Source organism: Azospirillum sp. (assembly GCF_050789165.1).
In genome coordinates this window covers 1-25549 of sequence record NZ_JBOZRT010000020.1, presented here as the reverse complement: position 1 = coordinate 25549, position 25549 = coordinate 1, and the positions used below count along the sequence as shown (strand labels likewise).

Genomic DNA, 25549 nt, shown 5'->3' with positions numbered 1-25549 from the left:
ACCAATGCCACCCCGGCCGTGGATTGGAGTACGGATAGAGCATCCCAGAAGCTGGGAGGAACGCCATGTCGAACAATCCCGACAGGCGCAGACGGCCCGCGGCGCTGCCCAAGGGCCGCCCGGTCGATCCGGCGGCGCTGGAGGAGGTGCGCGCGCTGCTCGGTGACGCGCCGCGCCGACGCGACGGGCTGCTGGATGCCCTGCACCGCATCCAGGACCGCTTCGGCTGCCTGCACGTCCGCCATCTGACGGCGCTGGCCGCGGAGATGCGGCTGGCCCAGACCGAGGTGTTCGAGGTCGCCTCCTTCTACGCCCACTTCGACGTGGTGCACGAGGGGGAGGAGCCCCCGCCGCCGGTCAGCGTCCGCGTCTGCGACGGCATCGCCTGCACCATGGCGGGGGTCGAGGACATGGTGCGCGACCTCGCCGGCCGGCTCGGCCCCGGCGTGCGCATCGTGCGGGCGCCGTGCATGGGCGGCTGCGACCGCGCCCCCTCGGCCACCGTCAACCACACGCCGGTGGAGCCGGCCGGCCCCGACACCGTGCTGGCGGCGCTGAACGGGACCTACCGCGTGCGGATCCCGGCGCCGGTGCGCTTCGCCGAGTACCGCGCGCAGGGCGGCTACGCGCTGCTCGGCGCCTGCCGCGACGGCCGACGCACGCCGGAGCAGGTGCTCGCCGCGCTGGAGGAGTCCGCCCTGCGCGGCATGGGCGGCGCCGGCTTCCCGACGGGCCGCAAGTGGCGGCTGGTGCGCGGCGAGCCGGCGCCGCGCCACCTCGTCGTCAACGCCGACGAGGGCGAGCCGGGCACCTTCAAGGACCGCCACTACCTGGAGACCGACCCGCACCGCTTCCTGGAGGGCATGCTGCTCGCCGCCTGGGTGATCGAGGCGGCGGAGGTGCACCTCTACCTGCGCGACGAGTACCCGCAGGCCCGCACCATCCTGCACGGGGAGATCGCGGCGCTGGAGGACGCGGGCCTCGTGACGCCCGGCTTCATCCGGGTGCACCGCGGCGCCGGCGCCTACATCTGCGGCGAGGAATCCTCGATGCTGGAGAGCATCGAGGGCAAGCGCCCCCTGCCCCGCCACAAGCCGCCGTTCCCCGCCCAGGTCGGCCTGTTCGGCCGGCCGACGCTGATCAACAACATCGAAACGCTGTTCTGGGCGCGCGACATCGTCGAGAAGGGCGCGGCGTGGTGGAGCGCCCAGGGGCGCAACGGCCGGCAGGGGCTGCGCACCTACTCCGTCTCCGGCCGCGTCCGCCTACCCGGCCCCAAGGTGGCGCCGGCCGGCATCACCGTGCGCGAGCTGATCGACGAGTTCTGCGGCGGCATGGCGGAGGGCCACAGGTTCAAGGCCTACCTGCCGGGCGGTGCCTCCGGCGGGCTGCTGCCAGCCAGCCTCGGCGACCTGCCGCTCGACTTCGGCGCGCTGGAGCCGCACGGCTGCTTCATCGGCTCGGCAGCGGTCATCGTGCTGTCGGACAAGGACGACCTGCGGCAGGCGGCGCTCAACCTGCTGCGCTTCTTCCGCAACGAGAGCTGCGGCCAGTGCACCCCCTGCCGCGTCGGCACCGAGAAGGCCGTCCTGTTCCTCGAGCACGATCCCGGCAACCGCGCCGGCTTCGAGGCGCTGACCAAGGTGATGATGGACGCCTCGATCTGCGGCCTGGGGCAGGCGGCGATGAACCCGGTGCGCTCGATCCTGCGCCACTTCCCGGAGGAACTGGCATGAGCATCCTCTTCCGGCTCGACGGCGCCGAGGTCGAGGCGCGGCCGGGCGAGACGATCTGGGAGGTGGCGAAGCGCCAGGGCGTCGCCATCCCGCACCTCTGCCACGCCGACGCCCCCGGCTACCGCGCCGACGGCAACTGCCGCGCCTGCATGGTGGAGATCGAGGGGGAGCGCACGCTCGCCGCCTCCTGCATCCGCCGCCCGACGCCGGGCATGGTGGTGAAGGCCACGACGCCGCGGGCGGCGGAAGCGCGCCGGCTGGTGTTCGAGCTGCTGCTCGCCGACCAGCCGGAACGCGCGGCGTCGCCCGACCCGGACTCGCGCTTCCTGGCCTGGGCGGGCCGGGTGGGCGCCACCGGCGGCCTGTTCCCGCGCGGCCCCCGGCAGCCGGCCTACGACCGCTCGCACCCGGCGATGAGCGTGCGGCTGGACGCCTGCATCCAGTGCACCCTGTGCGTCCGCGCCTGCCGCGAGGTGCAGGCCAACGACGTCATCGGCATGGCCGGCCGCGGCCCGACGGAGAGCATCGTCTTCGACATGGCCGACCCGATGGGCCAGAGCACCTGCGTCGCCTGCGGCGAGTGCGTGCAGGCCTGCCCGACCGGCGCGCTGATGCCGGCCAGCCTCGTGGACGCGGCCGGCGTCCGCGCCGTGGTGCCGGACCGGGCGGTGGACAGCGTCTGCCCCTACTGCGGGGTGGGGTGCCAGATCACCTACCGCCTCAAGGAGGACCGCATCGTCGCGGTGGACGGCCGCGACGGGCCGTCCAACCACAACCGGCTGTGCGTCAAGGGCCGCTTCGGCTTCGACTACGCGCACCACCCGCGCCGGCTGACCGTGCCCCTGGTCCGACTGGACGGCGCGCCGAAGACCATCGACGTGGACCCGGCCAACCCGTGGACGCACTTCCGCACGGCGACCTGGGAGGAGGCGCTGGACCGCGCGGCGACGGGACTGCGCACCATCCGCGACGCGCACGGCGGCAACGCGCTGGCCGGCTTCGGTTCGGCCAAGGGCTCCAACGAGGAGGCGTACCTGTTCCAGAAGCTGGTCCGCACCGGCTTCGGCACCAACAACGTCGACCACTGCACGCGGCTCTGCCACGCCTCGTCGGTGGCGGCGCTGATGGAGGGCATCGGTTCGGGCGCCGTCACCGCGCCCTTCACCGCGGCGGAGGACGCCGAGGTGATCGTCGTCATCGGCGCCAATCCCACCGAGAACCATCCCGTAGCCGCCACCTTCTTCAAGAACGCCGTGAGGAAGGGCGCCAAGCTGGTCGTCATGGACCCGCGCGGCATGGCGCTGAAGCGCTTCGCCACGCACATGCTGCAGTTCAAGGTCGGCACCGACGTGGCGATGCTGAACGCGCTGCTGAACGTCATCATCAGCGAGGGGCTGTACGACCGCCAGTACGTCGCCGCCCACACCCGGGACTTCGCGGCGCTGGCGGATCACGTCCGCGGCTTCCCGCCGGAGGACATGGCCGCGGTCTGCGGCATCGACGCCGATACGCTGCGCGCCGTGGCGCGGCTGTACGCGCGATCGCGCGCCTCGATCATCTTCTGGGGCATGGGGGTGTCGCAGCACACGCACGGCACCGACAACGCGCGCTGCCTGATCGCGCTGGCGCTCATCACCGGGCAGATCGGCCGGCCGGGCACCGGGCTGCACCCGCTGCGCGGCCAGAACAACGTGCAGGGCGCCTCCGACGCCGGCCTCATCCCGATGGTGCTGCCGGACTACCGACCGGTGACCGACGGCGACACCCGCCGCTTCTTCGAGGAACTGTGGGGCACGAAGCTCGACCCGGAGCGCGGGCTGACGGTGGTGGAGATCATGGACGCCGTCCACGCCGGCCGCATCCGCGGCCTGTACGTGATGGGCGAGAACCCGGCGATGTCCGACCCCGACCTCAACCACGCCCGCGAGGCGCTGGCTGAGCTGGAGCACCTCGTCGTCCAGGACATCTTCCTGACCGAGACGGCGCGCTACGCCGACGTGGTGCTACCGGCCTCGGCGTGGCCGGAGAAGGCCGGCACGGTGACCAACACCAACCGGCAGGTGCAGATGGGCCGCCCGGCGCTGCCGCCGCCCGGCGACGCGCGGCGGGACCTGTGGATCATCGTCGAGCTGGCCAAGCGCCTCGGCCTCGAATGGCGTTACGAGCACCCGCGCGACGTGTTCGCCGAGATGGCGCAAGCCATGCCGTCGCTGGCCAACATCACCTGGGAACGGCTGGAGCGCGAGGACAGCGTCACCTACCCCTGCGACGCCCCCGACACGCCGGGGCGGGAGATCGTCTTCGGCGACGGCTTCCCCACGGAGGATGGGCGCGGCCGGCTGGTCCCCGCCGGGCTGCGCCCGCCGGCCGAGCTGCCGGACGACGACTACCCCTTCGTGCTGACCACCGGCCGGCTGCTGGAGCACTGGCACACCGGCGCCATCACCCGCCACGCCAGCATGCTGGACGCGCTGGAGCCCGCTCCCATCGCCACGCTGGCGCCGGCCGAGCTGCACCGGCTGGGCATCGCCGCCGGCGACGCGGTGCGGGTGGCGACCCGCCGCGGCGTGGTGGAGCTGACCGCCCGCGCCGACCCGGCGGTGCCGCCGGGGGTGGTGTTCATCCCGTTCTGCTTCGCGGAGGCGGCGTCCAACCTGCTGACCACGCCGCAGCTCGACCCCTTCGGCAAGATCCCGGAGTTCAAGCACTGCGCGGCGCGGGTGGAGCGAGTGGCCTAAGGGCGCGCCGGCTCGAACTGCACGAACGACTGCCCGCCGTCGGCGTCGTGGTACAGCGCGGCCATGCGCAGGCGGCCGGTGTCGCCCAGTTCCGGGCCTTCGGTCATCGACTGGAACCGCTCGCCGCCGAACAGGCGGTGCGCCATGGTCAGGTACAGCCGCGACAGCACGCCGCCGCGCAGCGTCGTCTCCAGCATGCGCGGGCCGGCCAGCAGGTAGACGCTGCGGAAGCCGCGACCGCCCAGCGCCCGCACCAGCGGTGCACCCTCCACCCGGGCGCCCTCGCCGGCGACGATCACCTCCAGCCCGGCGCGGCGCAGCGCCTCCACCCGCTCCGCCGGCGCGGCGCGGCCGACCGCGACCATGACGCGCTGCCCGTGCCGCGCCAGCGAGTCCGGCAGCGTGAAGTCCAGGCTGGAACTGGCGACCACCACCGCCGGCTGCGGCGCCAGCCCGTTGGCGAGGCGCCAGTCCGCGAGATCGCGGCCCGGATCGTGGAGGCCGATCTGCAGCACGTTGTCCAGCTTCCCGGCGGCGAGGTCGCGCAGGTAGCCGGCGTGGGTGATCAGGCAGTCCGCCTGCGCCTGCAATTCCAGGAAGAGCCGGAAGTCGGAGCCGTTGCTCAACCCGGGCGGGAAGCGGCTCTCGCCGGTGGCCGGGTCCAGCAGGGCGATGCGGCCGTCCAGGCTGCTGACGAAGCTGGCGTAGACGAAGGGCGCGGCGGGGCTGCCCAGGGCGTGCAGGCCGTGGGCAAGGTAGGCTCCCGCGAGCGGGAACTCGTCCGGTGGGCCCGGATACAGCCTGAGGAGACGCGCCGCCATGCCGCAAGTGTAGCACCCGTGTGACGGCCGTCACTGCCCCAATAGGGGGGCGTCCGGCAGACTGCACCGCATCGACACCGATTTCCGATCCTGGGGGCAAAATGGCTGCCGGCATCGCCAACCGCTCGACCTTCCGCTTTCCCGGCCACCCGGCGCCGGTCAGCCGCGGCAACCGCCTGAACCCGTGGGAGGGCACGGCACGCCCGCTTGCGCAGGCGACGGCCGCGCCCCACGCCGGGGTCGGCGCCGACCTGTTCGCCGAGGTGCTGGCGAACATCCACCAGATCATCCGCGGCGAACGGCCGGTGCCGGTCCAGGGATAGCCGCGTCTACGCCGCCGGCTCGCTGCCCATCAGGGCCTTGGTCTCCAGGAACTCCTCGAAGCCGGCCGGTCCCCACTCGCGGCCCAGGCCGGACTGCTTGTAGCCGCCGAAGGGCGCGGCGATGTCCACCCCCGCCCCGTTCAGGTGCACCATGCCGGTGCGCAGGCGCCGCGCCACCGCGCGCGCCTCGTCCAGCGTACCGGCCGACACGTAGCCGGACAGGCCGTAGGGCGACGCGTTGGCGCTGGCGACCGCCTCGTCCAGGTCGGCGTAGGGGCGGATCACCAGCACGGGGCCGAAGATCTCCTCGCGCGCGATGGTCATGCGGTCCTCGACCCGGCTGAACACCGTGGGCTTGGCGAAGAAGCCGCGCTCCACCCCGTCGGGGCGGCCGGGGCCGCCGCACAGCAGTGTGGCGCCCTCGTCGATGCCGGCCTGGATCAGGCGCTGCACGCGTTCGAACTGCCGCCGGTTGGCGATGGGGCCGACGGTGGTCTCCGCGGCGCGCGGGTCGCCGACCACCAGCCTGGCGCAAGCCGCCGCCGCGGCGGCCTCCGCCTCCTCCAGCCGCGCGGCCGGCACGTAGAGGCGGGACGGCGCGTTGCAGCTCTGGCCGGCGTTGGACATCATCGAGCGCACGCCCTGCGTCACCGCCCTGGCGAGGTCGGCGCTCGCGCAGACGATGTTCGCCGACTTGCCGCCCAGTTCCAGCGACACGCGCTTGATGCCGTCGGCGGCGGCGTGCGAGACGGCGGCGCCGGCGCGGGTCGAGCCGGTCAGCGACACCATGTCGACCAGCGGGTGCGAGGCCAGCACCGGGCCGACCGTCGGGCCGTCGCCGAACAGCATGTTGAACACGCCCGCCGGCACGCCGGCCTCGTGCAGGATCTCGGCGAGGAGCTGCGCGGAGTAGGGGGCGAACTCGCTGGGCTTCAGCACCATGGTGCAGCCGGTGGCCAGGGCCGGCGCCACCTTGCAGGCGATCTGGTTCATCGGCCAGTTCCACGGCGTGATCAGCGTGCACACGCCCACCGGCTCGCGCACGATGCGGGTGGTGCCGCGCACCGTCTCGAACGGGAAGGACTGGGCAGCCTTCAGCGCGACCTGGAAATGCGCCAGCCCCATGCGCGCCTGCGCCGGCTTCGACAGGGTGAGCAGCGGCGCGCCCATCTCCTCGGTGATGGCGTCGGCGACCTCGTCGAAGCGCCGCTCGTAGACCGCACAGATCGCGCCCAGCAGTTCCAGGCGCTGGGCCAGCGGCGTTTGCGACCAGCCGTCGAAGGCCCGGTGCGCCGCCATGATGGCGCGCTCCGCGTCCCCGGCGCCGCCGAGCGCCACGACGCCCGACACCGCTTCGGTCGCCGGATTGACCACCTCCATGGTCGAGCCGCCGGCGGTCGGATCGCACCAGCCGCCGTCGATGTAGAAGCTCTGGCACCGTCGCATGCTCCACTCCCTCGTCCTGTGTCGTTCTTCTCATAAAAGCAGGGCCGCGGGGACAACGCCACCCGTGGCCCCAGCCTCGGGGGGAAACGCCCTTCCACGGAACCCGTCCGGAGGCGGATGCCGGCCTGCCGGGAGGGCGAATGGAACACCGTGGAACACCATGAAACAGTGTGCAGAGGCTGTTCAGTTCGTCCTTCCCGTTCAACCTGAATAGGGTTTTTATCCTATGACGGATTGCACTCCGCGGCAAGGCTTTCGTGGTTGGGGCAATCGCTTGAACCGGTCCCCTTTCCTGCCGGCGGCGCTTCGCCCGCCAGTCTCGATGCGAAAAAGACGAAAATCCAAACCCTTATCCGTCATCCCCACGGAGGCGGAGATCCATATTTCCGAAGCGGCGTGCCTTGAGGGCTATGGATCCCCGCCTTCGCGGGGATGACGGATAAGGGTTCGCGGGGATGACGGATAAAGTGTTGTTTCACAATGGCATAGCAAAGCACCAAAAGACTGCACTGTCGCCGGCCATCAAAGGAGGAGCTTTCAAGCGATTGCCCTGGGCTTTCCGCCAGCCGGTGAGGTCGCGATACCCTACCCGCCCAACCGCCGCAGCCGGTCCAGCGCCCGCTCCGCCTCCGCCTCGATGCGCGCGACGATGGCGGCGAACGGCTCCACCCGGTCGGCGAACACCACCGACTGGCCGAGCGACAGCGCGCCCAGGCGCATGTCCCCGGTCTCGTAGGCCTGCCGTCCCAGCTTGCCGGAAATCAGCGGCATCAGCGCCGACAGGTCGCCCGGATTCTCCTTCTCGACCTCCTGGATGCGTTCGGTCGTCTCGTTGCGCAGCGCCCGCAGCGTGTTGCGCAGCGACTGCATGACCAGCGTGGTATCGGTCTCCCGCGCCTCGACCAGCCGGTTCTTGTAGCCGGGGTGCGCGCGCAGCTCCTCGGCGACCAGGAAGCGGGTGCCCATCAGCACGCCGTCGGCGCCCAGCGCCAGCGCCGCCACCAGCTGCTCGCCGGTGCCGATGCCGCCGCCGACCACCAGCGGGATGGTGATCTCGCGCGCCGCCAGGGTCGCCTGCACGATGGTGCCGACCAGCTCCATGCCCGGATGGCCGCCGGCCTCGGCACCGATCACCTCCACCATGTCGACGCCGACCGCCTGCGCCTTGCGGGCGTGCTTCACGGTCGGCACCTTGTGCACCACCTTGATCCCCGCCGCACGCAGCCGGGGCAGGTAGGGCTCCGGGTTGCGGCCCGAGGTCTCGACGAAGCGCACCCCCTCCGCCGCGATCAGGTCGAACACCGCCTCGGTGCGGTCGCCCTCCACCAGCTTCGGCAGCATGGAGACGTTGACGCCGAACGGCCCGCCCTCGCAAAGGTCGCGGCAGCGGCGGATCTCGTCGCGCAGCGCGGGCAGCTCCGGGAAGCTGGCGGCGGTGAGGAAGCCCATCAGGCCGGCACGCGACGCGGCGGCGGCGTAGTCGGCGTTGGCCAGCCATTGCAGGCCGCTGGCGACGATGGGCAGGCGGGTGCCGAAGAACGCGGTGACGCAGGTGCGCAGCATCGGGTCAGACCTCGTGGAAATTGGGGCGGCGCTTGTCGCGAAAGGCGGCGATGCCCTCCCCCGCGGCGGGGCGGAACAGGTTGGCGACGAGCGCGTCGCGCTCGCGGTCGAGCTGCGCGTCCAGCGGCCCGCCGGCGTACGCCATGTCGAGCAGGCCCTTGATGGACGCGATCGCGTCGGCCGGCCCGTCCGCCAGCCTTTGCGCGCGGCCCAACGCGGTTTCCAGGGCCGTGCCCGGCTCGCACAGCGCGTTGACGGCGCCCGCCTGGTGCAGGCGCTCGGCCTCGACGACGCCGCCCTCCAGGGCGATCTCCGCTGCCAGCTGGCGCGGCAGCGTCTGCGCCAGAAAGGCGGTGGCCCCGCCGTCCGGGCTCAGGCCCACCTTGACGTAGGCCAGCACGAACCGTGCGCCGCGCGCCGCCACGATCAGGTCGCAGGCCAGCGCCAGCGCGAAGCCGGCGCCGGCCGCCACGCCCTCCACCGCGGCCAGCACCGGCTTGGGGCAGGCGCGGATGGCGCGGACCAGCCCCTGCAGCCGTTCGACCCCGTCCGCCGCCGCCGCGGGCTCCCCCTCGCGCAGCGTCGCCAGCCGGTTCAGGTTGCCGCCGCTGCTGAACGCCCCGCCGGCCCCGGTCAGCACCACGGCGCCGATGCCCGGATCGGCGACGGCGCGCGCCAGCGCGGCGCGGCCCTTGTCGTACACCACCGGCCCCAGCGCGTTGCGCGTCGCCGGGTCGCTCATGGTGAGGACGAGCACCCGCCCCCGCCGTTCCTCGATCAGATCCGTCATCGGCTCGTTTCCTCCCCGCGGTCGTGCCGCTTCGCGGCATTGTTTTCCATTCACGCGACGTCCGTCCAGCCCTGACGTGGCGGCCCCCAGACATCGTGTTGCGGCGCGAAGCGCCTCCGCCCGGACGCGACTGCAACACCATCGTCGCCGCGCCGTCATCACGCTGTCGCGCGTTTGCGGCATCAACGCAGGAACGCGAACCATCCGACGGGGTACGACCGTGAGCCTCCAGACCGCCACCGCTGCGCCGGCCGTCTCCGCGAAGCCCAGGACCCTCGAGGTGCGGCTGGCCGCCGACGCCCGCGAGATCGACGCGGCGCAGGCGCTGCGCCACCGGGTGTTCCACGGGGAGATGGGCGCCGCGCTGGACGGCGGCGTCGCCGGGCGCGACGTGGACGCCTTCGACGCCGCCTGCGACCACCTCGTCATCCTCGACCACGGGGCGGCCCCCGGCGGCGCGGTGGTCGGCACCTATCGCCTGATGCGCCGGACCATGGCGGATCGCTGCGGCGGCTTCTACACGGCGACCGAGTTCGACATCGCCCCGCTGCTGGCCCACCCGGGCGAAGCGCTGGAGCTGGGACGCTCGTGCGTCCATCCCGCCTACCGCACCGGCGCCACCATGCAACTGCTGTGGCAGGGGATCTCGGCCTACGTCCTGCGACACGCCGTGACGCTGATGTTCGGCTGCGCCAGCCTGCCCGGCACCGACCTCGACGCCCTGGCCCCGTCGCTCGCCTACCTGCACCGGCACCATCTGGCGCCGCCGGCCCTGCGCGCCCGCGCCCTGCCGGGGCGCCGCGTCGATCCCGGTCACCTGGCGGTGCACGCCACCACGAGCAACGAGGTGGCCGCCCGGTTCGAGCCGCGCGCCGCGGTCGCCGGCCTGCCGCCGCTGCTCAAGGGCTACCTGCGCGTGGGCGGCTTCATCGGCGACGGCGCGGTGGTCGACCACGCCTTCAACACCACCGACGTCTGCCTGATCGTGCCGATGGACTCGGTGTCGGGCAAATACGCCCGCCACTTCCTGAACCGCGTGGGCTGAACGCCGCGCGATGGCGGCATCAATGGGCGCTACAGCCCGCCCCCAGAGGGAGCTTGACGGGCCGCCGGACTCATTCTACTCATATTTCCAGAAGAGTCGAAATGATACGCGCCCGCGGGCGGAAGCGGAAAGATGGAAAAGAAGGCTGTCCTCGCCGCCCTGACGGCGCTGTCCCAGGAGACCCGGCTGGACGTGTACCGCCTGCTCGTCCAGGCCGGGCCCGAGGGGCGGTCCGCCGGGGCGATCGCCGAGGCGCTCGGCGTGCCGCCCGCGACCCTGTCCTTCCACCTGTCCAACCTCAGCCACGCCGGATTGATCGTGCAACGGCGCGAAGGCCGGTCGCTCATCTACTCGGCCGATTTCGAACGCATGACCGCCGTCCTCGGCTTCCTGTCCGAGAACTGCTGCGGCCAGCCCTCCGGCATCGCCGCCTGCGCGCCCGTCTGCGCGCCGGCGGCCGAACCGAGTCCACCGGACACCCGGACGCCGGGGCGCCGCCCCGGCCTCCTCCCAGCCAAGCCACGGAGCTGAGAATGGTCGAGGACCGCGCCTACAACGTGCTGTTCCTGTGCACGCACAACAGCGCGCGCAGCGTGATGGCGGAGTGCATCCTGAACCGCGAGGGCAAGGGGCGTCTGCGCGGCTTCAGCGCCGGCAGCCAACCGTCCGGCCGCATCAACCCCTTCGTGCGCGACCTGCTGGAGCGGCTGGGCTTTCCCACCGCCGAGCTGCGCTCCAAGAGCTGGGACGCGTTCGCCGCGGCGGACGCGCCGCGCATGGATTTCGTCTTCACCGTCTGCGACAACGCGGCCGGCGAGGTCTGCCCGGTGTGGCCCGGCCAGCCGGTCACCGCGCACTGGGGCTTCCCCGATCCCTCCGGCGCCCAGGGGACGGACGCCGAGAAGGCGGCATTCACCGCCGACGTGTTCCGCCAGATCGAGCGCCGCATCCAGGCCTTCGTCAGCCTGCCGTTCGCGTCCCTCGACCGGCTGGCGCTGAAGCGCCGGTTGGAGGACATGACGCGATGACCGCGGACCTGCATGCCGCCCCGGCGGCCCCTCCGGCGATGGGCGCCTTCGAGCGGTACCTGAGCGTCTGGGTGGCTCTGTGCATCGTCGCCGGCATCGCGCTGGGGCACCTGATGCCCGGCGCCTTCGCGGCCGTGGCGGCGGCCGAGGTCGCCAAGGTCAACCTGCCGGTGGCGGTGCTGATCTGGCTGATGATCGTGCCGATGCTGCTGAAGATCGACTTCGGCGCCCTGCACGAGGTGAAGGAGCACTGGCGCGGCATCGCGGTGACGCTGTTCATCAACTGGGCGGTCAAGCCGTTCTCGATGGCGCTGCTCGGCTGGCTGTTCATCGCCACCCTGTTCCGCGGCCTGCTGCCGGCCGACCAGATCGACGGCTACATCGCCGGCCTGATCCTGCTGGCCGCCGCGCCCTGCACGGCGATGGTGTTCGTCTGGTCGAACCTGTGCGGCGGCGAGCCGAACTACACGCTGAGCCAGGTGGCGCTCAACGACCTGATCATGGTGTTCGCCTTCGCGCCGATCGTCGGGCTGCTGCTGGGCGTCGCCTCGATCAGCGTGCCGTGGGACACGCTGCTTCTGTCGGTGGCGCTGTACATCCTGATCCCGGTGGTGGTGGCGCAGGCCTGGCGGCGGCGCCTGCTGGCGGCGGGCGGCGGGGATGCGCTGGCGCGCGTGCTCGACCGGCTGCAGCCGGTGTCGTTGCTGGCGCTGCTGGCGACGCTGGTGCTGCTGTTCGGCTTCCAGGGGGAACGGGTGCTGGCGCAGCCGCTGGTCATCCTGCTGCTGGCGGTGCCGATCCTGATCCAGGTCTACCTGAACGCCGGGCTGGCGTACTGGCTGGCGCGACGGTTCGGCGTGGCGTGGTGCGTGGCGGCGCCCGGCGCGCTCATCGGCGCGTCGAACTTCTTCGAGCTGGCGGTCGCGGCGGCGATCAGCCTGTTCGGCCTCCAGTCCGGCGCGGCCCTGGCCACGGTGGTCGGCGTGCTGGTCGAGGTGCCGGTCATGCTGTCGGTGGTGAGGATCGTCACGGCGACCCGCGGCTGGTACGAAGCCCGCTGAGCGCGACGTCAGGACCGCCGGCAAACAGCTGCCGGGCGCCGTCGCGGTCCGGTGCGCCGCCCTGCCCCCGGAGCAGATCCACGGCCTTCTCGGACTCCGCCCGTCCGCTGTCCGCATTCGCGTCCGCGGACACGGTCGACGTGGTCGCCGCCAACAGGGCGGCGGAGAGCAGAACGACACCGATCCGATTCATCATCGGCTCCCCACACTCGCCGTCTTGGAACGGAAAACGGCACCGTCCACCGCTTCCGGTTGCGTTTCCTACGCCATCCGCAGCGGCGCCGTCTTGACCAAGGTCGGGAGCAGGATCCGTGTCCGGCAGGAACCTGGATCAACCCTCCGGCCCGACAGCCCGGCCCCCGCCGAGGCGGTCATCCGGCGAGGGGCGGGCCGGATCGCATGGATCTCTTGAGCAGGAGCCGGACCTTCTCGACGGCGACCTCCGGCGTCTCGTGGATGTCCAGGGTGCTGCGGAACCGGCCCCCCTCGTCGAGCAGGATCATCGTCGCGGTGTGATCCATGGTGTAGCCGCCGTCCTGCGGGACCTTCCGGGCATAGACGCCGAGATCCCCGGTGGCCTTGGCGACCTCCTCGGGCGTGCCGGTCAGGCCGAAGATGCGCGGGTCGAAGTGGGCCACGTACCGGGCCATGACGGCCATGGTGTCGCGTTCCGGATCGACCGTCAGGAACACCGGCCGGACGGCGTCCGCCTGCGGCCCGAGCGCCTGGAGCACGGTGGCGACGTACCCCAGCGAGGTGGGGCACACGTCCGGGCACTGCGTGAAGCCGAACACCAGCAGCGTCAGCCGGCTGTTGAGGTCGGCCGCCGTGAACGGGCGCCCGGTGTGGTCGACCAGCCTCCAGTCGGCGTCGGCGAGCGGCCACCCGGCGGCGGGCGCGTCGGACATCCGGGGGGCGTTCAGGGCCGGCCACACCAGCGCCGCGGACAGAAGGGCGGCGATGCCGGCGGCGGCCCACAGGATCAGGCGGATCCTCCTCAGCATGGGCGCGTCACTCCGGCCCCATGGCGCCCGGCTTGCCGACCTTCACCGGCACCTGGACGGCGCCGGCCTTCTCGAACGTCAGCGTGAGCGGGAACTCCTGACCGGGGCCGAGGCTTCCCTTCAGATCCATCAGCATCACGTGCTTGCCGCCGGGCTTCATCTCCAGCGTGCCACCGGGCGGCACGACCAGCGGACCGGCTTCGTGCATGCGCAGGATGTCGTTCTCCTGCGTGGTCTCGTGCGCCATCGCATGCCCGGCCACCGGCGCGGCGAATGAGACGATGCGGTCGGGCTGGCTTCCGCCGTTGCGTACGATCAGGTACGCGGCGCCGTTCTTGGCCCCTGGCGGCGTGGCGCGCGCCCACCCCTGGTCGACGCTGATGTCTCCGGCACGAACGGGCCCGGCCGTGGCCGGGGCGGACACGAGCAGGGCCAGGGCGACGACGCCCGCCGCGCGATGCAGTCTCATGGAAGGATCCTCCTTGGTTACAGCCAGCGGCGGACGCCGGCGCGGTAGCGTTCGTACAGGTCGCCGTGCAGCCGGAGCAGATGCTCCTCTTCGAGCCGGACCTGAACCGGAAAGGCCACGAGGCCGACGGCCAGCAGCGCCAGCGTCGGGGCGGTCGGCAGCACCAGGAACAGCCCGGCGAGCAGGCCCAGCATGCCCACGAACACCGGGTTGCGGCTGATGCGGAACAGGCCGGCGGTGACCAGGGCGGTCGGCGCCGGATCGACGCCGATCCGCCACGAGCGCCCCATCTGGACCTGGGCCGCGGCGATCCAGACCGTCGCGGCAAGGAGCAGCCCGAGACCGAGCAGCCGTGCCCCGTTTCCGAGCGGCAGCGGACCCAACGCGGCGGGAGCATGGGGTGTGATCATCCACACCAGGGCGAGGATCCCGACCGCGGCCGTGACGATGCGGAAGACCCGCCCGAGATAGTCGTGGGCGCTGTCCGAACGGCCGAAGGTGATCGGGTTCACACTGGTCCGGCGCCGCAGCCACACCGTGCGCCAGGCGGAGAACGTCCCGCCGACCAGCAGGCAGGCCAGCGCCCCCCAGCGGATGACCTCGTCCATGTCATGCCCCCTCGCCGGCGGGCGGACGCCGCCCCTGCCGCCACCCGTGCAGCAGAAGCAGGACGACGCCGCCGGAGATGCCGACGTCGGCCACGTTGAACGCCGGCCAGTGCCAGCCGAAGGCGTGCAGGTCGAGGAAGTCGGTCACCGCGCCCAGGCGCATCCGGTCGATCACGTTGCCCACGGCCCCGCCCATGATGGCGCCGAAGGCGGCTGCCTCGCTCCGGCTGTCGGTGCGCCGGGCCCACGCGCCCAAGGCGACGGCGATCGCCAGGGCCAGGCCGCTGAGAAGCCAGGGGTTCGCCGCCCCGCCTCCCAGGAATCCGAAGCTGACGCCGCTGTTGAAGCCGAGCGTGAGGTTGAAGAACGGGGTCACCTCGATGAGGCGCGGAGGGGTCATGACGTGCTCGAGGATCACCCACTTGGTGATCTGGTCGGCGGCGACGGCCACCAGAGCCACCGCCAACGCCAGCCGGAAGCACACGCCGCGACGCTTCGGGCAATGGCCGATCTCGACGCCATTCCTCTCGGACATGCTGAGGTCGGCCCGGCCATGGGGGCATGGCAAGCCGCCTGCGGGCGTTCCGGTTTCCGTCATGATCCGCACTCCTTTCGTCAAGGCACAGGGGGTGAGCCGGCGGCAGGGCTTGAGGGCATCACGTGCGAAGCGACAGCAGGCGCAGGGCGTTGGCGGTGACCAGGACGGTGGCGCCGGTGTCGGCGAGGATCGCCGGCCACAGCCCGGTGATCCCGGCCACGGTGGTGACGAGGAAGACCGCCTTCAGCCCCAGCGCCAGCACGATGTTCTGGCGGATGTTCGCCATGGTCCGGCGCGACAGCCGGACCATGGCCGCCACGTCGCCGACCCTGGCGTGGAGCGCCGCGGCGTCCGCGGTCTCCAGCGCCACGTCGGTGCCGCCGCCCATGGCGATGCCGACGTCGGCGGCGGCCAGCGCCGGGGCGTCGTTGATGCCGTCGCCCACCTTCGCCACCCGTTCGCCGCGCGCCTGCAACGTGCGCACGATGCGCTGCTTGTCCTCCGGCAGAAGCTCGGCGTGCGGTTCGACCCCCAGGCCGTCCGCCACCGCCTTGGCCGTCCGGGCGTTGTCGCCCGTCACCATCAGCGACCGGATCCCGGCCTCGCGCAGCGCCGCGATGCCGGCCGGGGCGTCGGCGCGCGGCTCGTCGCGCATTGCCAGCAGGCCGGACACCCGGCCATCGGCCAGCAGGACCGACACCGTCTTGCCGTCGCCGTTCAGCGCGGCGATCCGCTCCGCCTGCTCCGGCGTCAGAGAGGCCCGGTCATCGGCCGCCTGCGGCGAGAGCAGCGCCAGTTCCAGCCCGTCCAGCCGTCCCCGCACGCCCTTTCCGGCGAGCGCGCCGGTGTCGGACGCCGCCGTGACGGTCAGGCCGGCGTCCGCCGCGGCGGCGAGGACCGCCCTGGCCAGCGGGTGGCTCGACCCGGTTTCCAGGGAGGCCGCCCGGGAGAGCACCTCCCGCTCGGCTCCACCGAACGCCACCACGTCGGTGACCCGCGGCCTGCCCTCGGTCAGGGTGCCCGTCTTGTCGAACGCCACCGTGGTGATGCGGCCCAGCGCCTCCAGCACGGCGCCGCCCTTCATCAGCAGGCCGCGGCGCGCGCCGTTGGACAGGCCGGCGGCGATCGCCGCCGGGGTGGAGATCACCAGGGCACACGGGCAGCCGATCAGCAGGACCGCCAATCCCTTGTAGATCCATTCCCCCCACGGGGCGCCGGCGAGCAGCGGCGGCAGCACGGCGACGAGCGCCGCCACCACCACCACGCCCGGCGTGTACCAGCGCGAGAAGCGGTCGATGAAGCGTTCGGTCGGCGCCTTGCTCTCCTGCGCCTCCTCGACCAGCCGGACCACGCGGGCGATGGTGTTGTCCCGCGCCGTCGCCGTCACCCGCACCCGCAGGGTGCCCTCCCCGTTGATGGTGCCGGCGAAGACCCGGTCGCCTTCGCCCTTGCGCTTGGGAACGCTCTCGCCGGTCACCGGCGCCTCGTCGAGCGCGCTGTCCCCGGACAGGATCAGGCCGTCGGCCGCCACCCGGTCGCCGGGGCGGACCAGGATGACCGCGCCGACCGGCAGACCGGCCGCCGGCACCGTTTCCGTCCCGCCGTCCCGCTCGACCAGGGCGGTGTCCGGCATCAGGCCGATCAGCCCCTGGATGCTGGCCCGCGCCCGGCCGGCCGCCACGCCCTCCAGCAGCTCGCCGACCAGGAACAGGAAGACGACCGCCGTCGCCTCCTCCGCGGCGCCGATGACGACCGCGCCCACGGCGGCGATGGTCATCAGCATCTCGATGGAGAACGGGGTGCCGGACCGGGCGGCGGCGAACGCGCGGCGCGCGATCGGCACAAGGCCGACCGCCATCGCCAGCAGGAAGGCCCACGATTCGACGGCCGGAACCAGCCGGCCCACGATGTAGGCGGCGCCGAGCGCGAGGCCGGAGGCGAGCGCCAGCCGCGCCTTGGGCCGTGCCCACCAGGGTGCCTCCCCACCGCTCCGGCCCGGCGGCTCCGCGACGGCGGACGCCGCGTGCCCGTGGTCATGACCGTGGGCGTGGCCGTGCGCATCATCATCGCCGTGGGCATGGTCGTGGCCGCAGCCGGACCCCGCGCCGTCCTGCCGCTCCGCCGTTCCGCCGCCGGGTGTCAGGACTTCACCGGGGCCGGTCCGATAGCCCAACCGGTTGACCGGGGCGGTGATGGCGTCGGCACCGACCGACGGATCGTGGGTGACGGTCATCGTGCCGTTGGGCACCGAGACCCGAACCTCGTGCACGCCGGCGACCCGCCGCAGGGCGGTTTCGATCTTCGCGGCGCAGGAGCCGCAATCCATTCCACTCACCCGGTAGCGGGTGCGCTGCCGCCCGTCCGGGTTCGCCTCGTCGATGGCGCGCATGGGGCGCTCCCTTGTCGATGTCCTGAGGCGACCGTACATTCTCCAGCGACTGGAGGATCAAGATGGAAAATGCACCATGCGCACCCTGACCATCGGCGCCCTTTCCACGCAGACCGGGGTGAAGGTCCCGACCATCCGCTATTACGAGACCATCGGATTGCTGCGGCCCGCGCCGCGCACCGACAGCAACCGCCGGACCTATGACGACGCCGCGGTTCGCCGGCTGCGCTTCATCCGGCACGCCCGCGAACTGGGCTTCGAGGTGGAGGCGATCCGCCAGCTGCTGACGCTGGCCGACAACCCGGGACAGCCCTGCGAGGCGGCCGACGCCCTCGCCCACGCGCATCTGGCGGACATCGAATCGAAGATCGCCCGCTTGCAGGCGCTTCGGACGGAAGTGCAGCACATGGTCGAGCAATGCGCGCAGGGAGAGGTGCGCACCTGCCATGTGATCGAGGTGCTCGCCGACCATGCCCATTGCCTGCACGATCATCACTGAAGGCGGGAGCATCGCGGCGTAGCCGCTCCATGGTCCCTACCGCGCCGCTCTTCTGTGCGATGGCGCGGAGCCAGACACGGGCGCTTCCGTCGAGGGCGGTCCTGCCCGGCTGCATCAATCCGGCATCCGCAAGAACAACGCCCTTGCCGGGTCCGCGCATTGCGGGCGCAACGCTCTGGAGCGCCATCCAACACGTTCGGCAAAGGCGCGTTCGGTGACGGCGTACGACCGCCTCGCGACTCAGAAAAGCGTGTGTTCGATGAGGATCTTGGTGCCGATGGCGATCAAGCCGAGACCGCCGACGAGTTCGGCGCGGCGCCCCAGCAGCGGCCCCGCCGCACACCCGAGGAGCACGCCCCCGAAGCCCATCAGGAAGGTCACCAGCCCGATCAGCGAGGCCGTGACGACGATGTCCAGGTCGGCCATCGCCAGCCCCACGCCGACGGCGCTGGCGTCGATGCTGGTCGCCACCCCCATCGTGAGCAGGGACAGCCAGCCCGACCGCGTCACGGCCGCATCGTCGTCCGCTTCGCCGCCAACGGCATTGCGGATCATGGATCCACCGATCAGGAGCAGAAGGCCGAAGGCGATCCAGTGGTCGACCGCCTGCACCTGCTCGGCAAACGATACGCCCAGGGCCCAGCCGGCGAGCGCCATCGCCAGTTGGAAACCGCCGAAGGTGGCGCCGACGCGCAGCGCCTCGGACAGGCTGGGCCGCTGCTGCACGGCCCCGCAGCCGAGCGCGGCGGCGAAGCTGTCCATGGACAAGCTGAAGGCGAGCACAAGGGACGTTGCGCCAAGCATGGAAGCTCTCCGGCCAAACGGGACACGACAGCGCCGCCGCCCCCGGTTGGCCCTCGGGACGCGGATACGCCATCGGTCTCGCCGAGCCCCGGACATGGTCCGGCCGCCGTGCGCGCCACGGGGGAACCCCGAGTCTGTTGGCGCGCACCCCTCCGCGCGAGGGTGGCTACTCCCCAATGCTGGGGCGGAAGCTATCGCCGCTCCACGGCAACGTCAACCCATGTGAACAGGTGTTCACATGCCGTTGCTGCCTCCCATTGGCGATGGCCGGGTGCTTGCTGCCCCAGGGACTGGCGGCGAATGCCTTCAGGGCCCACTCACTGGCGTCGGCATCGGCGACCCGGCAGATCGCCTTCAGCGCCGCGGCGACCGCCTTGCGCCCCACTAAACCCGAACCCGGTCGAAGGGTGAGCCCAGGCTCACGTCCATCAACCCGCTTCCATTTGAATGCAGCTTGGGCACCTGGCTGGACCATGAGCTCAAACACTTAGATTTTAAAGGATTTTGGCGGATACCAAATCGATGATTCCAGAACATGTTCGACATACATGAATATGCAAAGCTGCGAGGTTTCTGTGTCTATTTGACACGCCATGCAAATTATCTTGATGGCCCAACGTTCTCCCACTAAAAATTTGTTCTATGGCGCCCGCACGCTCGCATGCCGGTGCTGGCTCATGTCGTCCCACCGGGCCATATGGAGGATCATTGGTGATGCTGCCTGCTAGCGATCGGTATACGGGCCCGAATCGTCCGGAGTGCGACCCTGACCGTGATAACTTCGCCATCATCATGGCGATGGCGACGTACGTTCGGGACGCCCTCGGGGGAGAGCCGGCCGAGCGCGTGGAGAGGCGCCTGCAATATGTGCAGGACTGCATCGCGGCCTCGAAGGCCAGGGGCATGCTGCACGCGGTCTCCGATCCGGCGCTGAACGATATGATCTCCGCTGTTGAGACTGCCCGAGACCGGATTGCGCGTGCGAAAGTCGATGAGACCATTGCTGCTTACCTCACTGATTCTGCTAGCATGCGTGGAGCCGCCACTGAACCGCCACCCCGCGCGCTCGAGGCCATGATGAGTGTCGGGGACCTTGCGCGTGATCGGGCCGCGGCGATCTGGCGCGCCCTCGCGCTGGTGCTGGTCCCATCTGGAGGCGGAGAGCAATGAGCGGCACCATCACGCTTCCACCGACCGGTCTCCTGCATGTCGGTGTGGGTGTTGCCGACTTTGCCCCGCCGTTCCGTCCTTCCGCGCCGGCCGTCATCACCGGGCGGTTTGGACGCCCTCCCGCCCGCCAAGACAACGAGCGGATCCGCGTTGACATCACGCGCCAGCCCCTGCGCACCGCCCTCGATTGGCAGGCCGAGACCGTCCGGATCTGGCGCGAGCATCCCGAATGCGGACCCGGCTTCAAGGGAGCCATGGAGAGGGCCGGACTTCACAAGCGCAGCCTTGTGCTGTTCAGCATGGATGGCGGGCCGCTCCGCTTTGCCTACATCGGCGAGCCGCAACGGCGGTTCTTCGGAAACACCCACGCCGACTCGATGATCGGCAAGCCTCAGGTGGATGCGGGCTACGACGGCTGGGCGCAAGCCCTGGAGGCGCAGTACCTGGAGGCGATGCAGGGCGGCGAGCCCGTGCACAACCACGTCGCCATGCACGGGCTGCAAAGCACGCCGGTCGTCTATACCCACACCCTCATCGGGTGGGAATGCGGCGGCCGGCGTGTCGTCGTCGCAATGGTCGCCTACTAGGCGGCCGCACGACCGGTCGCGCTCGCGACCACCGCGAGGTCACCCAGCATTTGTGCCGGCGTGAAGCGGAGGAACCGCAGTTCATGACGGCCGGCTGCGCGCTGGTAGGTGATGGTCGGCACCTCGTCCAGGTGACGGGGTCCCATGTGCGACTCCTTCCACGCGTCGACCGCGTTCGCCTGGATCACGCCCCACAGGACGTCGGGTTCCCACCGTACCCACGAGACCAGGCGTGCAACCCGGTGGAACAGCGGGAACAGCCGAAGCCCACGGTAATCGGGGTGGGTCCACCCGCCTTGGCTGAACACCGAGCGGCCGGTGGTGGACAACGCCGTGGGCGAGAGGCAGGAGCACCATTCACCGGTTGGCGCGTACGTGGCGCGGTCGCCGTAGAAGGCGGACAGGTCGATCAGCCGCTGACCGATGCTCCCCTCGTCTTCTTCGAGCACCGCGGCCTGCACCGACACGACCTCGCCAGTTGGGCCGCATCCCCGTAACCAGAAGCTGTTGGTGGGCACCAGTCGGCGAAATCGAGGATCGGAGGCCGGGAGCATCGGATACCAAGTGCCGGCGGAGGTTTCGCGCAGGTTGACCTCCAGCAATTCATCGAAATCAGTGCTGATGGCAATGTGGACACCGCGCTCCGCCGCGCTTGCGGCCAAACGGTCGCGAGCGGCGACCAGCAAGCCGGCGAGTGGGCCCGACGGGATCTCCAGGGTGGCGAGAGAAGTGGGGGTGAAGCAATGCGTCATGATCATCTCCATGGTTGGGCTTCCCAGATGGGGGCCAAGGCCATAGTGACGAGCGCGCCACAGCGCTGAAATACTCCAGTCTATTGTCGGATTCACAGTCGAAGGCGCGCGCATACAATAGTATGCGCAATAGCGTTCAGGAATTCTCGTTCGGCGCCGCCCGTCTCTTCCGAGAGCGGCTGGCATGTCGGCATGGCCTGTGAACTGGTTCACTGGGTCGTTCGCGCATGTGTGGAACTATGCCAGCACTGCAAATTGGGGGTTGGCATGTTTGGACCGCTTGAATGTCGCAACCTGACCGTCAACGGCCGGCGCACCTCGATGCGTCTGGAACCGATGCTGTGGGAATGGCTGGACGACATTGTCAGGCGAGAGAGCACGACCATGAACGTGCTTGTCTCCAGCGTCGAACGGCGTATGGGTCAACAGGTGGCCGGCGACCTCAACCTCACCGGAATGGTGCGGTTGTTCGTCATCGGGTACTTCAAGGCCGCGGCGACGGAAGAGGGCCACCGGCGAGCGGGGCACGGTGCGGGAGATCCGTTCGCCGGGCTCGATGTGCATTCCAAGGCAAAGGAGGAGCGGCGGAGGCGGAAGCCGAACGCCGCCACGGTCGGCACGATGTCTCTGGCGGCATGAACAAGGTGCTGAGCCAAGGGGAGTGTCCGAAGCCTCGTCATTGGGGGAAGCCGGGCTCCAAGCGCCACATCCTCGTCGATGCCAACGGCATCCCCCTCGCCCTGAGGATATCGCCGGCCAACCGGCACGACAGCAAGCTGCTGGAGGCGCTGGTCGATGCCGTGCCGAATCCGCCACTGTGCAGGCCGGCCACGGCGCCGACCGGCCAAACTGCCGGCCGACAAGGGCTACGGCTTCGCCCACTGCCGACGGACGCTGCGCCGGCGGGCGATCATTCCACGGATCGCCCGGCGTGGCATCGAGAGCAGCGAGCGCCTCGGCCGACACAGATGGGTGGTCGAGCGCACGCCCGCCTGGTTCGCCCGCTTCCGTCGCATCGCCGTCCGCTACGAACGGCGCGCCGACATCTTTACCGCCTTCCACATCGCCGCCAGCCTCATCTGCTGGCGATTCGCCCAGAGATGGTTCTGTTAGGCACTCTTAAACGGCAGAATGCGCCCACGCCACCATCCACCTCTGCTTATATCGAGCGTCATAGATCGCCATCCAAGCTTCTAACGGTGAAAATTGAGTGGCAGCAGGCACATTTTCTGGCGCAAGCTGGTAATGTTCTATTATCTCAACATCATGAGTATCTTGGAACAAAGATGCAAAGCGATCCCCCATTTCTGGATCAATAGCCTCGTGCAATTCAATTATTACATCGCAACGTTTAAATGCAGAGATGTACTCTGGCTTAAATAGTTCAACTTCGCCTCCTTCGATGTCAACCACAAGCAAGCTCCGTCCGACAGCCATGAGATCGGCGGCAAGTTGGGCTGGCTCGGCTCGTCCGCGGAAGGAAAAGCGAGTGTGGATGTCGTTTGCTTCCGCTGTCACTTCGCATGCGTGAAGCGAAGCTTGATCAAGATCCCAAGCGATCGCGTGATCAATACGGCCGAAGCGAGCAAGGCCAACAGCATAGTAGCCGATGCTGCACCCAATGTTATGCATCGCACCATAGTGCGTATTCAGTACACGATTGATTGTTGGATGCAGTTGGACTTCATAGCACCCAAGGGCTATGGCTGAGTCCACCTCTTTGTGAGGCAGAGCCAACCCACGGAACGGTCCATCGCAAACAGTACCGCCCGTGCATCGCAATATTTGCGCCCCCAATGCATGACGCCACTGATGCCAGAGTGGATGAGGCGCCATGTACTCCCCGACTAACAAACCGTACCTAAGCCGGTTTGGCACCTCCGCGTGAATGCTGATCGTGCGCGCGATCTCTTCACAGAACGGAAATGCTAACGCTGCCCCAAGGTGTATATTTTGCGCAGAATCAACGCCTATACGCTCTCGCAGCTTTATCATCTCAACGGCGGCCGTGCGTAAATACCGTTCCGCCAAGGAAACATCATCTGGCAACATCTCTGTCAGAATCTTAAAATGCCGCCTAGCTTCAGTCAGCATCCCCGCATGACGAAGATATTCCGCCAGCTGTATGCGAAGGCTGGTATTGCTCGGCTCGCATTCGACGGCATGCCACAAGTGAAGAGCAGCGCGCTCAATATTCCCGATCTTGGCATTGTATACGGCGGAACCTGTTGAATATTCCGTGTCTCGCTGGATCGATATCCCAAGCGGGGCCACATTCAGAAATTCATTCTGCCCAATGCCAAGAGATGCATCCATAACGGTGCGGGAAATTGTTTCTGCGGCCTCCTTTTCTAAGCGGAGCGCTTCTTTGTATACATGACCATTATTTCCAAGCTGACCATGCATGTCGGAGTAATTATCAGTCAAATCTGGTCTCCAGAGGCACGATGCATACACAAGCGCTACCGAGGCGCAGCCAGCGTTTGTAGCACATGGACAGACGTGTTGTCGCGGCGTCAAGCCGGCTGCGGCAGCAGCCAGGGAGGATCGTCCAGTTCGGTCAACAAATCCTCTTCGCGCGGCATGCCCCGCTGCCCTGCAGCGACCGCAGCCATCACGGTGTTGATGACGTATGGCCAGACAGCGTCTCGCCACGCGACGAACGCCTGCGCCTCGTCCCGCCACGCTTCCACAGTACTGGCTGCGTAGCTGGCGCAGCTGTTCCCGTCGTTGTAGTCGCGTGCCCGCGCGACCCTATCAGCGTGGTCCTGCACAACGCCTTTCAAGCGGCCTGGATGAGGCGGTTGAGCACGGCGCCGGGGAGTTTCGCGATCTCCGCGCCCTGCGCTGAAGGCGAAGAAGTCGTCTCGTTCCAGAGCTGGTAGCGGACCGCGGCAAGGGCGTCACTGAAGGTCGGTTCGGCCTTGGCATACCATGCCGTGGCACGCGGGATGATGGTCGCCTGCGCGGTGATCTCATCGGCCCACAGCGTGACGAGTGAGAACAGCCCGAGCAGTGCTGGGGTCGTGCGGGCGATTGCCGGGTCCGACCATTGCCGTTGGGTCTCGACGCCGAGGTGACGGCGGACCTCGGCGAAGGTCACCTCGACCGCCCAACGTCGCACGAACCAGCGCAGCACGGCGAGCGGTTCGGCCTGCAGGTCGGTGCCCTCATAGGCCATGAGGGTCTTCTGCGCGTCGTTCAAGCCGCGCCAGCGCTCGGGCAACGCCACGTCGGGGACCTCAATACCGGCTCCGCCCAAGCGGTCCACGGCGTCTTCCAGGGCGGCGCGGGTGGCCGGTCCGGCCGCCGGTCAGCGGCCCGGTGAAGGCGACGGTGACACTGTCCTTCGCCCGCGCCGGCGGTGTGCCGAACGCCAGAGCGGCGGCCAGCGCCGCGACCGCCACACCACGCATGCCCCTCATCGCTTTCCCCCGTTGTCGTTGTTCAGTAATTCAGGCCCAGCCAGGTCTTCACCTGCGCGTGCGGGTCGCCCATGAAGTGTTCCCGCGGCCCCTCGCCGGTGACTTCGCCCAGGCTGAGGACGTAGGTGTAATCGGACAGCTCGATCACCTTGCGGATGTTGTGGTCCACCAGGAGGATCGCCATGCCGTCCCGGGCGAACAGGCCGATCCAGTCGAAGACCTGCTCGGCGATCTTCGGCGACAGGCCGATGCTCGGCTCGTCGATCATGCAGAGCTTGGGGCGCAGCAGGTAGGCCTTGGCGAACTCCACCTGCTTCTGCTGCCCGCCGCTCAGCGCGCCGGCCTTGCTGTCCAGGCGGGTTTGGACCAGCGGGAAATGCTCCAGCATCGCCGTCCAGCGGTCGCGGCCGGCGCCGTTCGCCCCGGCCAGCTGCTGCCGGCGGCGCAGTGGGATGGTCAGGTTGTCGCGCACGCCTATGTGCGGGAACAGGTTGGATTCCTGCGGGATGAAGCCCATGCCCAGGCCGATCAGCTCGTGCGGGCGGATCCCGGTGATGTCCTTGCCGTCGAAGACGATCCGCCCCGTCTTGAGCGCCAGCAGGCCGCACGCCGCCTTCATGATGGTGGACTTGCCCGCCCCGTTCAGCCCGATCAGCACCGCCTGATGGAGCCGGTGCAGGAGCACGAGGCCGTCATCCGCGCGCTGGAACGTCATGACGGCGACGTCGCGGCGGTCGCCATGCGCCATCACAT

The 25549-nt window shown here is 69.8% G+C and carries 28 protein-coding genes and 1 pseudogene; 12 read left to right on the top strand and 17 right to left on the bottom strand.

All coding sequences use genetic code 11. From position 1 onward, the window contains the following. Window positions 1–65: 65 nt before the first annotated feature. Window positions 66–1736, top strand: a complete 1671-nt coding sequence (locus tag ACRWK7_RS03310) for an NADH-ubiquinone oxidoreductase-F iron-sulfur binding region domain-containing protein (protein WP_431854749.1) — start codon at window positions 66–68, stop codon at window positions 1734–1736. After that, window positions 1733–4474 carry a formate dehydrogenase subunit alpha gene (fdhF, locus tag ACRWK7_RS03305; protein ID WP_431854748.1) on the top strand — a complete coding sequence of 914 codons (2742 nt, stop codon included), beginning with the start codon at window positions 1733–1735 and terminating at the stop codon, window positions 4472–4474. The genes ACRWK7_RS03310 and fdhF overlap by 4 nt, the downstream gene beginning before the upstream one ends. Here the strand turns inward: fdhF and ACRWK7_RS03300 are convergent. Next, window positions 4471–5295, bottom strand: coding sequence for a RibD family protein (locus ACRWK7_RS03300; RefSeq protein ID WP_431854747.1), 825 nt, complete (start codon window positions 5293–5295; stop codon window positions 4471–4473). The genes fdhF and ACRWK7_RS03300 overlap by 4 nt on opposite strands. Before the next feature lie 101 nt (window positions 5296–5396). On the opposite strand from ACRWK7_RS03300, the gene ACRWK7_RS03295 reads away from it, so the two are divergent. Further along, the gene (locus tag ACRWK7_RS03295; RefSeq protein WP_431854746.1) at window positions 5397–5618 is read left to right on the top strand and encodes a hypothetical protein; all 222 of its coding nucleotides are present in this window, start codon (window positions 5397–5399) and stop codon (window positions 5616–5618) included. Between the two features lie 6 nt (window positions 5619–5624). On the opposite strand, the gene ACRWK7_RS03290 is transcribed toward ACRWK7_RS03295, so the two are convergent. The 3 genes from ACRWK7_RS03290 to ACRWK7_RS03280 all read right to left on the bottom strand — a co-directional run bounded on the left by ACRWK7_RS03290 (window position 5625) and on the right by ACRWK7_RS03280 (window position 9417). Next, complete coding sequence (locus tag ACRWK7_RS03290) at window positions 5625–7064, bottom strand: aldehyde dehydrogenase family protein (protein ID WP_431854745.1); 1440 nt, start codon at window positions 7062–7064, stop codon at window positions 5625–5627. 585 nt (window positions 7065–7649) lie between these two features. Beyond that, window positions 7650–8627 carry an NAD(P)H-dependent flavin oxidoreductase gene (locus ACRWK7_RS03285; RefSeq protein ID WP_431854744.1) on the bottom strand — a complete coding sequence of 326 codons (978 nt, stop codon included), beginning with the start codon at window positions 8625–8627 and terminating at the stop codon, window positions 7650–7652. Window positions 8628–8631: 4 nt separating this feature from the next. After that, the gene (locus ACRWK7_RS03280) at window positions 8632–9417 is read right to left on the bottom strand and encodes an oxepin-CoA hydrolase, alternative type (RefSeq protein ID WP_431854743.1); all 786 of its coding nucleotides are present in this window, start codon (window positions 9415–9417) and stop codon (window positions 8632–8634) included. A gap of 220 nt (window positions 9418–9637) precedes the next feature. Between ACRWK7_RS03280 and ACRWK7_RS03275 the strand changes: the two genes are divergently transcribed. The 4 genes from ACRWK7_RS03275 to arsB all read left to right on the top strand — a co-directional run bounded on the left by ACRWK7_RS03275 (window position 9638) and on the right by arsB (window position 12551). After that, window positions 9638–10462 carry a GNAT family N-acetyltransferase gene (locus ACRWK7_RS03275; RefSeq protein ID WP_431854742.1) on the top strand — a complete coding sequence of 275 codons (825 nt, stop codon included), beginning with the start codon at window positions 9638–9640 and terminating at the stop codon, window positions 10460–10462. Window positions 10463–10594: 132 nt separating this feature from the next. After that, entirely contained in the window at window positions 10595–10993 is a 399-nt protein-coding gene (locus tag ACRWK7_RS03270; RefSeq protein ID WP_431854741.1) for an ArsR/SmtB family transcription factor, read from the top strand. Between the two features lie 2 nt (window positions 10994–10995). Beyond that, entirely contained in the window at window positions 10996–11490 is a 495-nt protein-coding gene (locus tag ACRWK7_RS03265; protein WP_431854740.1) for an arsenate reductase ArsC, read from the top strand. Between the two features lie 38 nt (window positions 11491–11528). Next, the gene (gene arsB, locus ACRWK7_RS03260; protein WP_431854850.1) at window positions 11529–12551 is read left to right on the top strand and encodes an ACR3 family arsenite efflux transporter; all 1023 of its coding nucleotides are present in this window, start codon (window positions 11529–11531) and stop codon (window positions 12549–12551) included. On the opposite strand, the gene ACRWK7_RS03255 is transcribed toward arsB, so the two are convergent. The 6 genes from ACRWK7_RS03255 to ACRWK7_RS03230 all read right to left on the bottom strand — a co-directional run bounded on the left by ACRWK7_RS03255 (window position 12517) and on the right by ACRWK7_RS03230 (window position 17559). Further along, window positions 12517–12747, bottom strand: a complete 231-nt coding sequence (locus ACRWK7_RS03255) for a hypothetical protein (protein WP_431854739.1) — start codon at window positions 12745–12747, stop codon at window positions 12517–12519. The two genes, arsB and ACRWK7_RS03255, sit on opposite strands and share 35 nt — an antisense overlap. Window positions 12748–12922: 175 nt before the next feature. After that, window positions 12923–13555, bottom strand: a complete 633-nt coding sequence (locus tag ACRWK7_RS03250; RefSeq protein ID WP_431854738.1) for an SCO family protein — start codon at window positions 13553–13555, stop codon at window positions 12923–12925. Window positions 13556–13562: 7 nt separating this feature from the next. After that, window positions 13563–14024, bottom strand: a complete 462-nt coding sequence (locus ACRWK7_RS03245) for a copper chaperone PCu(A)C (protein ID WP_431854737.1) — start codon at window positions 14022–14024, stop codon at window positions 13563–13565. Window positions 14025–14041: 17 nt separating this feature from the next. Continuing rightward, on the bottom strand, window positions 14042–14632 hold the full coding sequence (locus tag ACRWK7_RS03240; protein ID WP_431854736.1) for a methyltransferase family protein: 591 nt from the start codon (window positions 14630–14632) through the stop codon (window positions 14042–14044). A 1-nt stretch (window position 14633) separates the two neighbouring features. Next, window positions 14634–15167, bottom strand: a complete 534-nt coding sequence (gene lspA, locus ACRWK7_RS03235; protein WP_431854735.1) for a signal peptidase II — start codon at window positions 15165–15167, stop codon at window positions 14634–14636. 121 nt (window positions 15168–15288) lie between these two features. Then, entirely contained in the window at window positions 15289–17559 is a 2271-nt protein-coding gene (locus ACRWK7_RS03230; RefSeq protein ID WP_431854734.1) for a heavy metal translocating P-type ATPase, read from the bottom strand. A 76-nt stretch (window positions 17560–17635) separates the two neighbouring features. Here ACRWK7_RS03230 and ACRWK7_RS03225 point away from each other — a divergent pair, with 76 nt between their 5' ends. Next, window positions 17636–18058 (top strand): MerR family transcriptional regulator, encoded by a 423-nt coding sequence (locus ACRWK7_RS03225; RefSeq protein WP_431854733.1) that lies wholly within the window; start codon window positions 17636–17638, stop codon window positions 18056–18058. 240 nt (window positions 18059–18298) lie between these two features. Here ACRWK7_RS03225 and ACRWK7_RS03220 read toward each other — a convergent pair whose 3' ends face one another. After that, entirely contained in the window at window positions 18299–18862 is a 564-nt protein-coding gene (locus tag ACRWK7_RS03220) for a manganese efflux pump MntP (protein WP_431854732.1), read from the bottom strand. Between the two features lie 711 nt (window positions 18863–19573). Between ACRWK7_RS03220 and ACRWK7_RS03215 the strand changes: the two genes are divergently transcribed. Together ACRWK7_RS03215 and ACRWK7_RS03210 are read left to right on the top strand one after the other, a co-directional pair. After that, on the top strand, window positions 19574–20032 hold the full coding sequence (locus ACRWK7_RS03215) for a hypothetical protein (protein ID WP_431854731.1): 459 nt from the start codon (window positions 19574–19576) through the stop codon (window positions 20030–20032). Continuing rightward, the gene (locus tag ACRWK7_RS03210; protein ID WP_431854730.1) at window positions 20029–20619 is read left to right on the top strand and encodes a hypothetical protein; all 591 of its coding nucleotides are present in this window, start codon (window positions 20029–20031) and stop codon (window positions 20617–20619) included. Before ACRWK7_RS03215 ends, ACRWK7_RS03210 begins: the two co-directional genes overlap by 4 nt. Here ACRWK7_RS03210 and ACRWK7_RS03205 read toward each other — a convergent pair. Continuing rightward, window positions 20616–21383 (bottom strand): hypothetical protein, encoded by a 768-nt coding sequence (locus ACRWK7_RS03205; protein ID WP_431854729.1) that lies wholly within the window; start codon window positions 21381–21383, stop codon window positions 20616–20618. The two genes, ACRWK7_RS03210 and ACRWK7_RS03205, sit on opposite strands and share 4 nt — an antisense overlap. A 255-nt stretch (window positions 21384–21638) precedes the next feature. Between ACRWK7_RS03205 and ACRWK7_RS03200 the strand changes: the two genes are divergently transcribed. Together ACRWK7_RS03200 and ACRWK7_RS03195 are read left to right on the top strand one after the other, a co-directional pair. Continuing rightward, window positions 21639–22010, top strand: a complete 372-nt coding sequence (locus ACRWK7_RS03200; protein ID WP_431854728.1) for a ribbon-helix-helix domain-containing protein — start codon at window positions 21639–21641, stop codon at window positions 22008–22010. A 26-nt stretch (window positions 22011–22036) separates the two neighbouring features. After that, window positions 22037–22484 (top strand): annotated as a pseudogene (locus ACRWK7_RS03195) (IS5 family transposase); the annotation flags it as partial. 6 nt (window positions 22485–22490) lie between these two features. Here ACRWK7_RS03195 and ACRWK7_RS03190 read toward each other — a convergent pair. The 5 genes from ACRWK7_RS03190 to ACRWK7_RS03170 all read right to left on the bottom strand — a co-directional run. Continuing rightward, window positions 22491–23798 (bottom strand): hypothetical protein, encoded by a 1308-nt coding sequence (locus ACRWK7_RS03190; protein WP_431854727.1) that lies wholly within the window; start codon window positions 23796–23798, stop codon window positions 22491–22493. 89 nt (window positions 23799–23887) lie between these two features. Beyond that, window positions 23888–24145, bottom strand: a complete 258-nt coding sequence (locus tag ACRWK7_RS03185) for a hypothetical protein (protein WP_431854726.1) — start codon at window positions 24143–24145, stop codon at window positions 23888–23890. A gap of 8 nt (window positions 24146–24153) precedes the next feature. Beyond that, on the bottom strand, window positions 24154–24642 hold the full coding sequence (locus ACRWK7_RS03180; RefSeq protein WP_431854725.1) for a hypothetical protein: 489 nt from the start codon (window positions 24640–24642) through the stop codon (window positions 24154–24156). Next, entirely contained in the window at window positions 24614–24796 is a 183-nt protein-coding gene (locus ACRWK7_RS03175) for a hypothetical protein (RefSeq protein WP_431854724.1), read from the bottom strand. Before ACRWK7_RS03175 ends, ACRWK7_RS03180 begins: the two co-directional genes overlap by 29 nt. A gap of 22 nt (window positions 24797–24818) precedes the next feature. Continuing rightward, a partial coding sequence (locus tag ACRWK7_RS03170) for an ABC transporter ATP-binding protein (protein WP_431854723.1) occupies window positions 24819–25549 on the bottom strand: 731 nt, incomplete at its 5' end.

What these genes read in the sequence shown, in the direction of transcription:
- ACRWK7_RS03290 (WP_431854745.1), bottom strand. Translation starts at nt 7,064, where the DNA reads ATGCGACGGTGCCAGAGCTTCTACATCGACGGCGGCTGGTGCGATCCG.
- ACRWK7_RS03280 (WP_431854743.1), bottom strand. Translation starts at nt 9,417, where the DNA reads ATGACGGATCTGATCGAGGAACGGCGGGGGCGGGTGCTCGTCCTCACC.
- ACRWK7_RS03265 (WP_431854740.1), top strand. Translation starts at nt 10,996, where the DNA reads ATGGTCGAGGACCGCGCCTACAACGTGCTGTTCCTGTGCACGCACAAC.
- ACRWK7_RS03230 (WP_431854734.1), bottom strand. Translation starts at nt 17,559, where the DNA reads ATGCGCGCCATCGACGAGGCGAACCCGGACGGGCGGCAGCGCACCCGC.
- ACRWK7_RS03210 (WP_431854730.1), top strand. Translation starts at nt 20,029, where the DNA reads ATGAGCGGCACCATCACGCTTCCACCGACCGGTCTCCTGCATGTCGGT.
- ACRWK7_RS03200 (WP_431854728.1), top strand. Translation starts at nt 21,639, where the DNA reads ATGTTTGGACCGCTTGAATGTCGCAACCTGACCGTCAACGGCCGGCGC.
- ACRWK7_RS03300 (WP_431854747.1), bottom strand. Translation starts at nt 5,295, where the DNA reads ATGGCGGCGCGTCTCCTCAGGCTGTATCCGGGCCCACCGGACGAGTTC.
- ACRWK7_RS03220 (WP_431854732.1), bottom strand. Translation starts at nt 18,862, where the DNA reads ATGCTTGGCGCAACGTCCCTTGTGCTCGCCTTCAGCTTGTCCATGGAC.
- ACRWK7_RS03205 (WP_431854729.1), bottom strand. Translation starts at nt 21,383, where the DNA reads ATGGAGATGATCATGACGCATTGCTTCACCCCCACTTCTCTCGCCACC.
- ACRWK7_RS03225 (WP_431854733.1), top strand. Translation starts at nt 17,636, where the DNA reads ATGCGCACCCTGACCATCGGCGCCCTTTCCACGCAGACCGGGGTGAAG.
- ACRWK7_RS03250 (WP_431854738.1), bottom strand. Translation starts at nt 13,555, where the DNA reads ATGCTGAGGAGGATCCGCCTGATCCTGTGGGCCGCCGCCGGCATCGCC.
- ACRWK7_RS03270 (WP_431854741.1), top strand. Translation starts at nt 10,595, where the DNA reads ATGGAAAAGAAGGCTGTCCTCGCCGCCCTGACGGCGCTGTCCCAGGAG.
- arsB (WP_431854850.1), top strand. Translation starts at nt 11,529, where the DNA reads ATGGGCGCCTTCGAGCGGTACCTGAGCGTCTGGGTGGCTCTGTGCATC.
- lspA (WP_431854735.1), bottom strand. Translation starts at nt 15,167, where the DNA reads ATGTCCGAGAGGAATGGCGTCGAGATCGGCCATTGCCCGAAGCGTCGC.
- ACRWK7_RS03245 (WP_431854737.1), bottom strand. Translation starts at nt 14,024, where the DNA reads ATGAGACTGCATCGCGCGGCGGGCGTCGTCGCCCTGGCCCTGCTCGTG.
- ACRWK7_RS03295 (WP_431854746.1), top strand. Translation starts at nt 5,397, where the DNA reads ATGGCTGCCGGCATCGCCAACCGCTCGACCTTCCGCTTTCCCGGCCAC.
- ACRWK7_RS03285 (WP_431854744.1), bottom strand. Translation starts at nt 8,627, where the DNA reads ATGCTGCGCACCTGCGTCACCGCGTTCTTCGGCACCCGCCTGCCCATC.
- ACRWK7_RS03175 (WP_431854724.1), bottom strand. Translation starts at nt 24,796, where the DNA reads ATGAGGGGCATGCGTGGTGTGGCGGTCGCGGCGCTGGCCGCCGCTCTG.
- ACRWK7_RS03255 (WP_431854739.1), bottom strand. Translation starts at nt 12,747, where the DNA reads ATGATGAATCGGATCGGTGTCGTTCTGCTCTCCGCCGCCCTGTTGGCG.
- ACRWK7_RS03240 (WP_431854736.1), bottom strand. Translation starts at nt 14,632, where the DNA reads ATGGACGAGGTCATCCGCTGGGGGGCGCTGGCCTGCCTGCTGGTCGGC.
- fdhF (WP_431854748.1), top strand. Translation starts at nt 1,733, where the DNA reads ATGAGCATCCTCTTCCGGCTCGACGGCGCCGAGGTCGAGGCGCGGCCG.
- ACRWK7_RS03310 (WP_431854749.1), top strand. Translation starts at nt 66, where the DNA reads ATGTCGAACAATCCCGACAGGCGCAGACGGCCCGCGGCGCTGCCCAAG.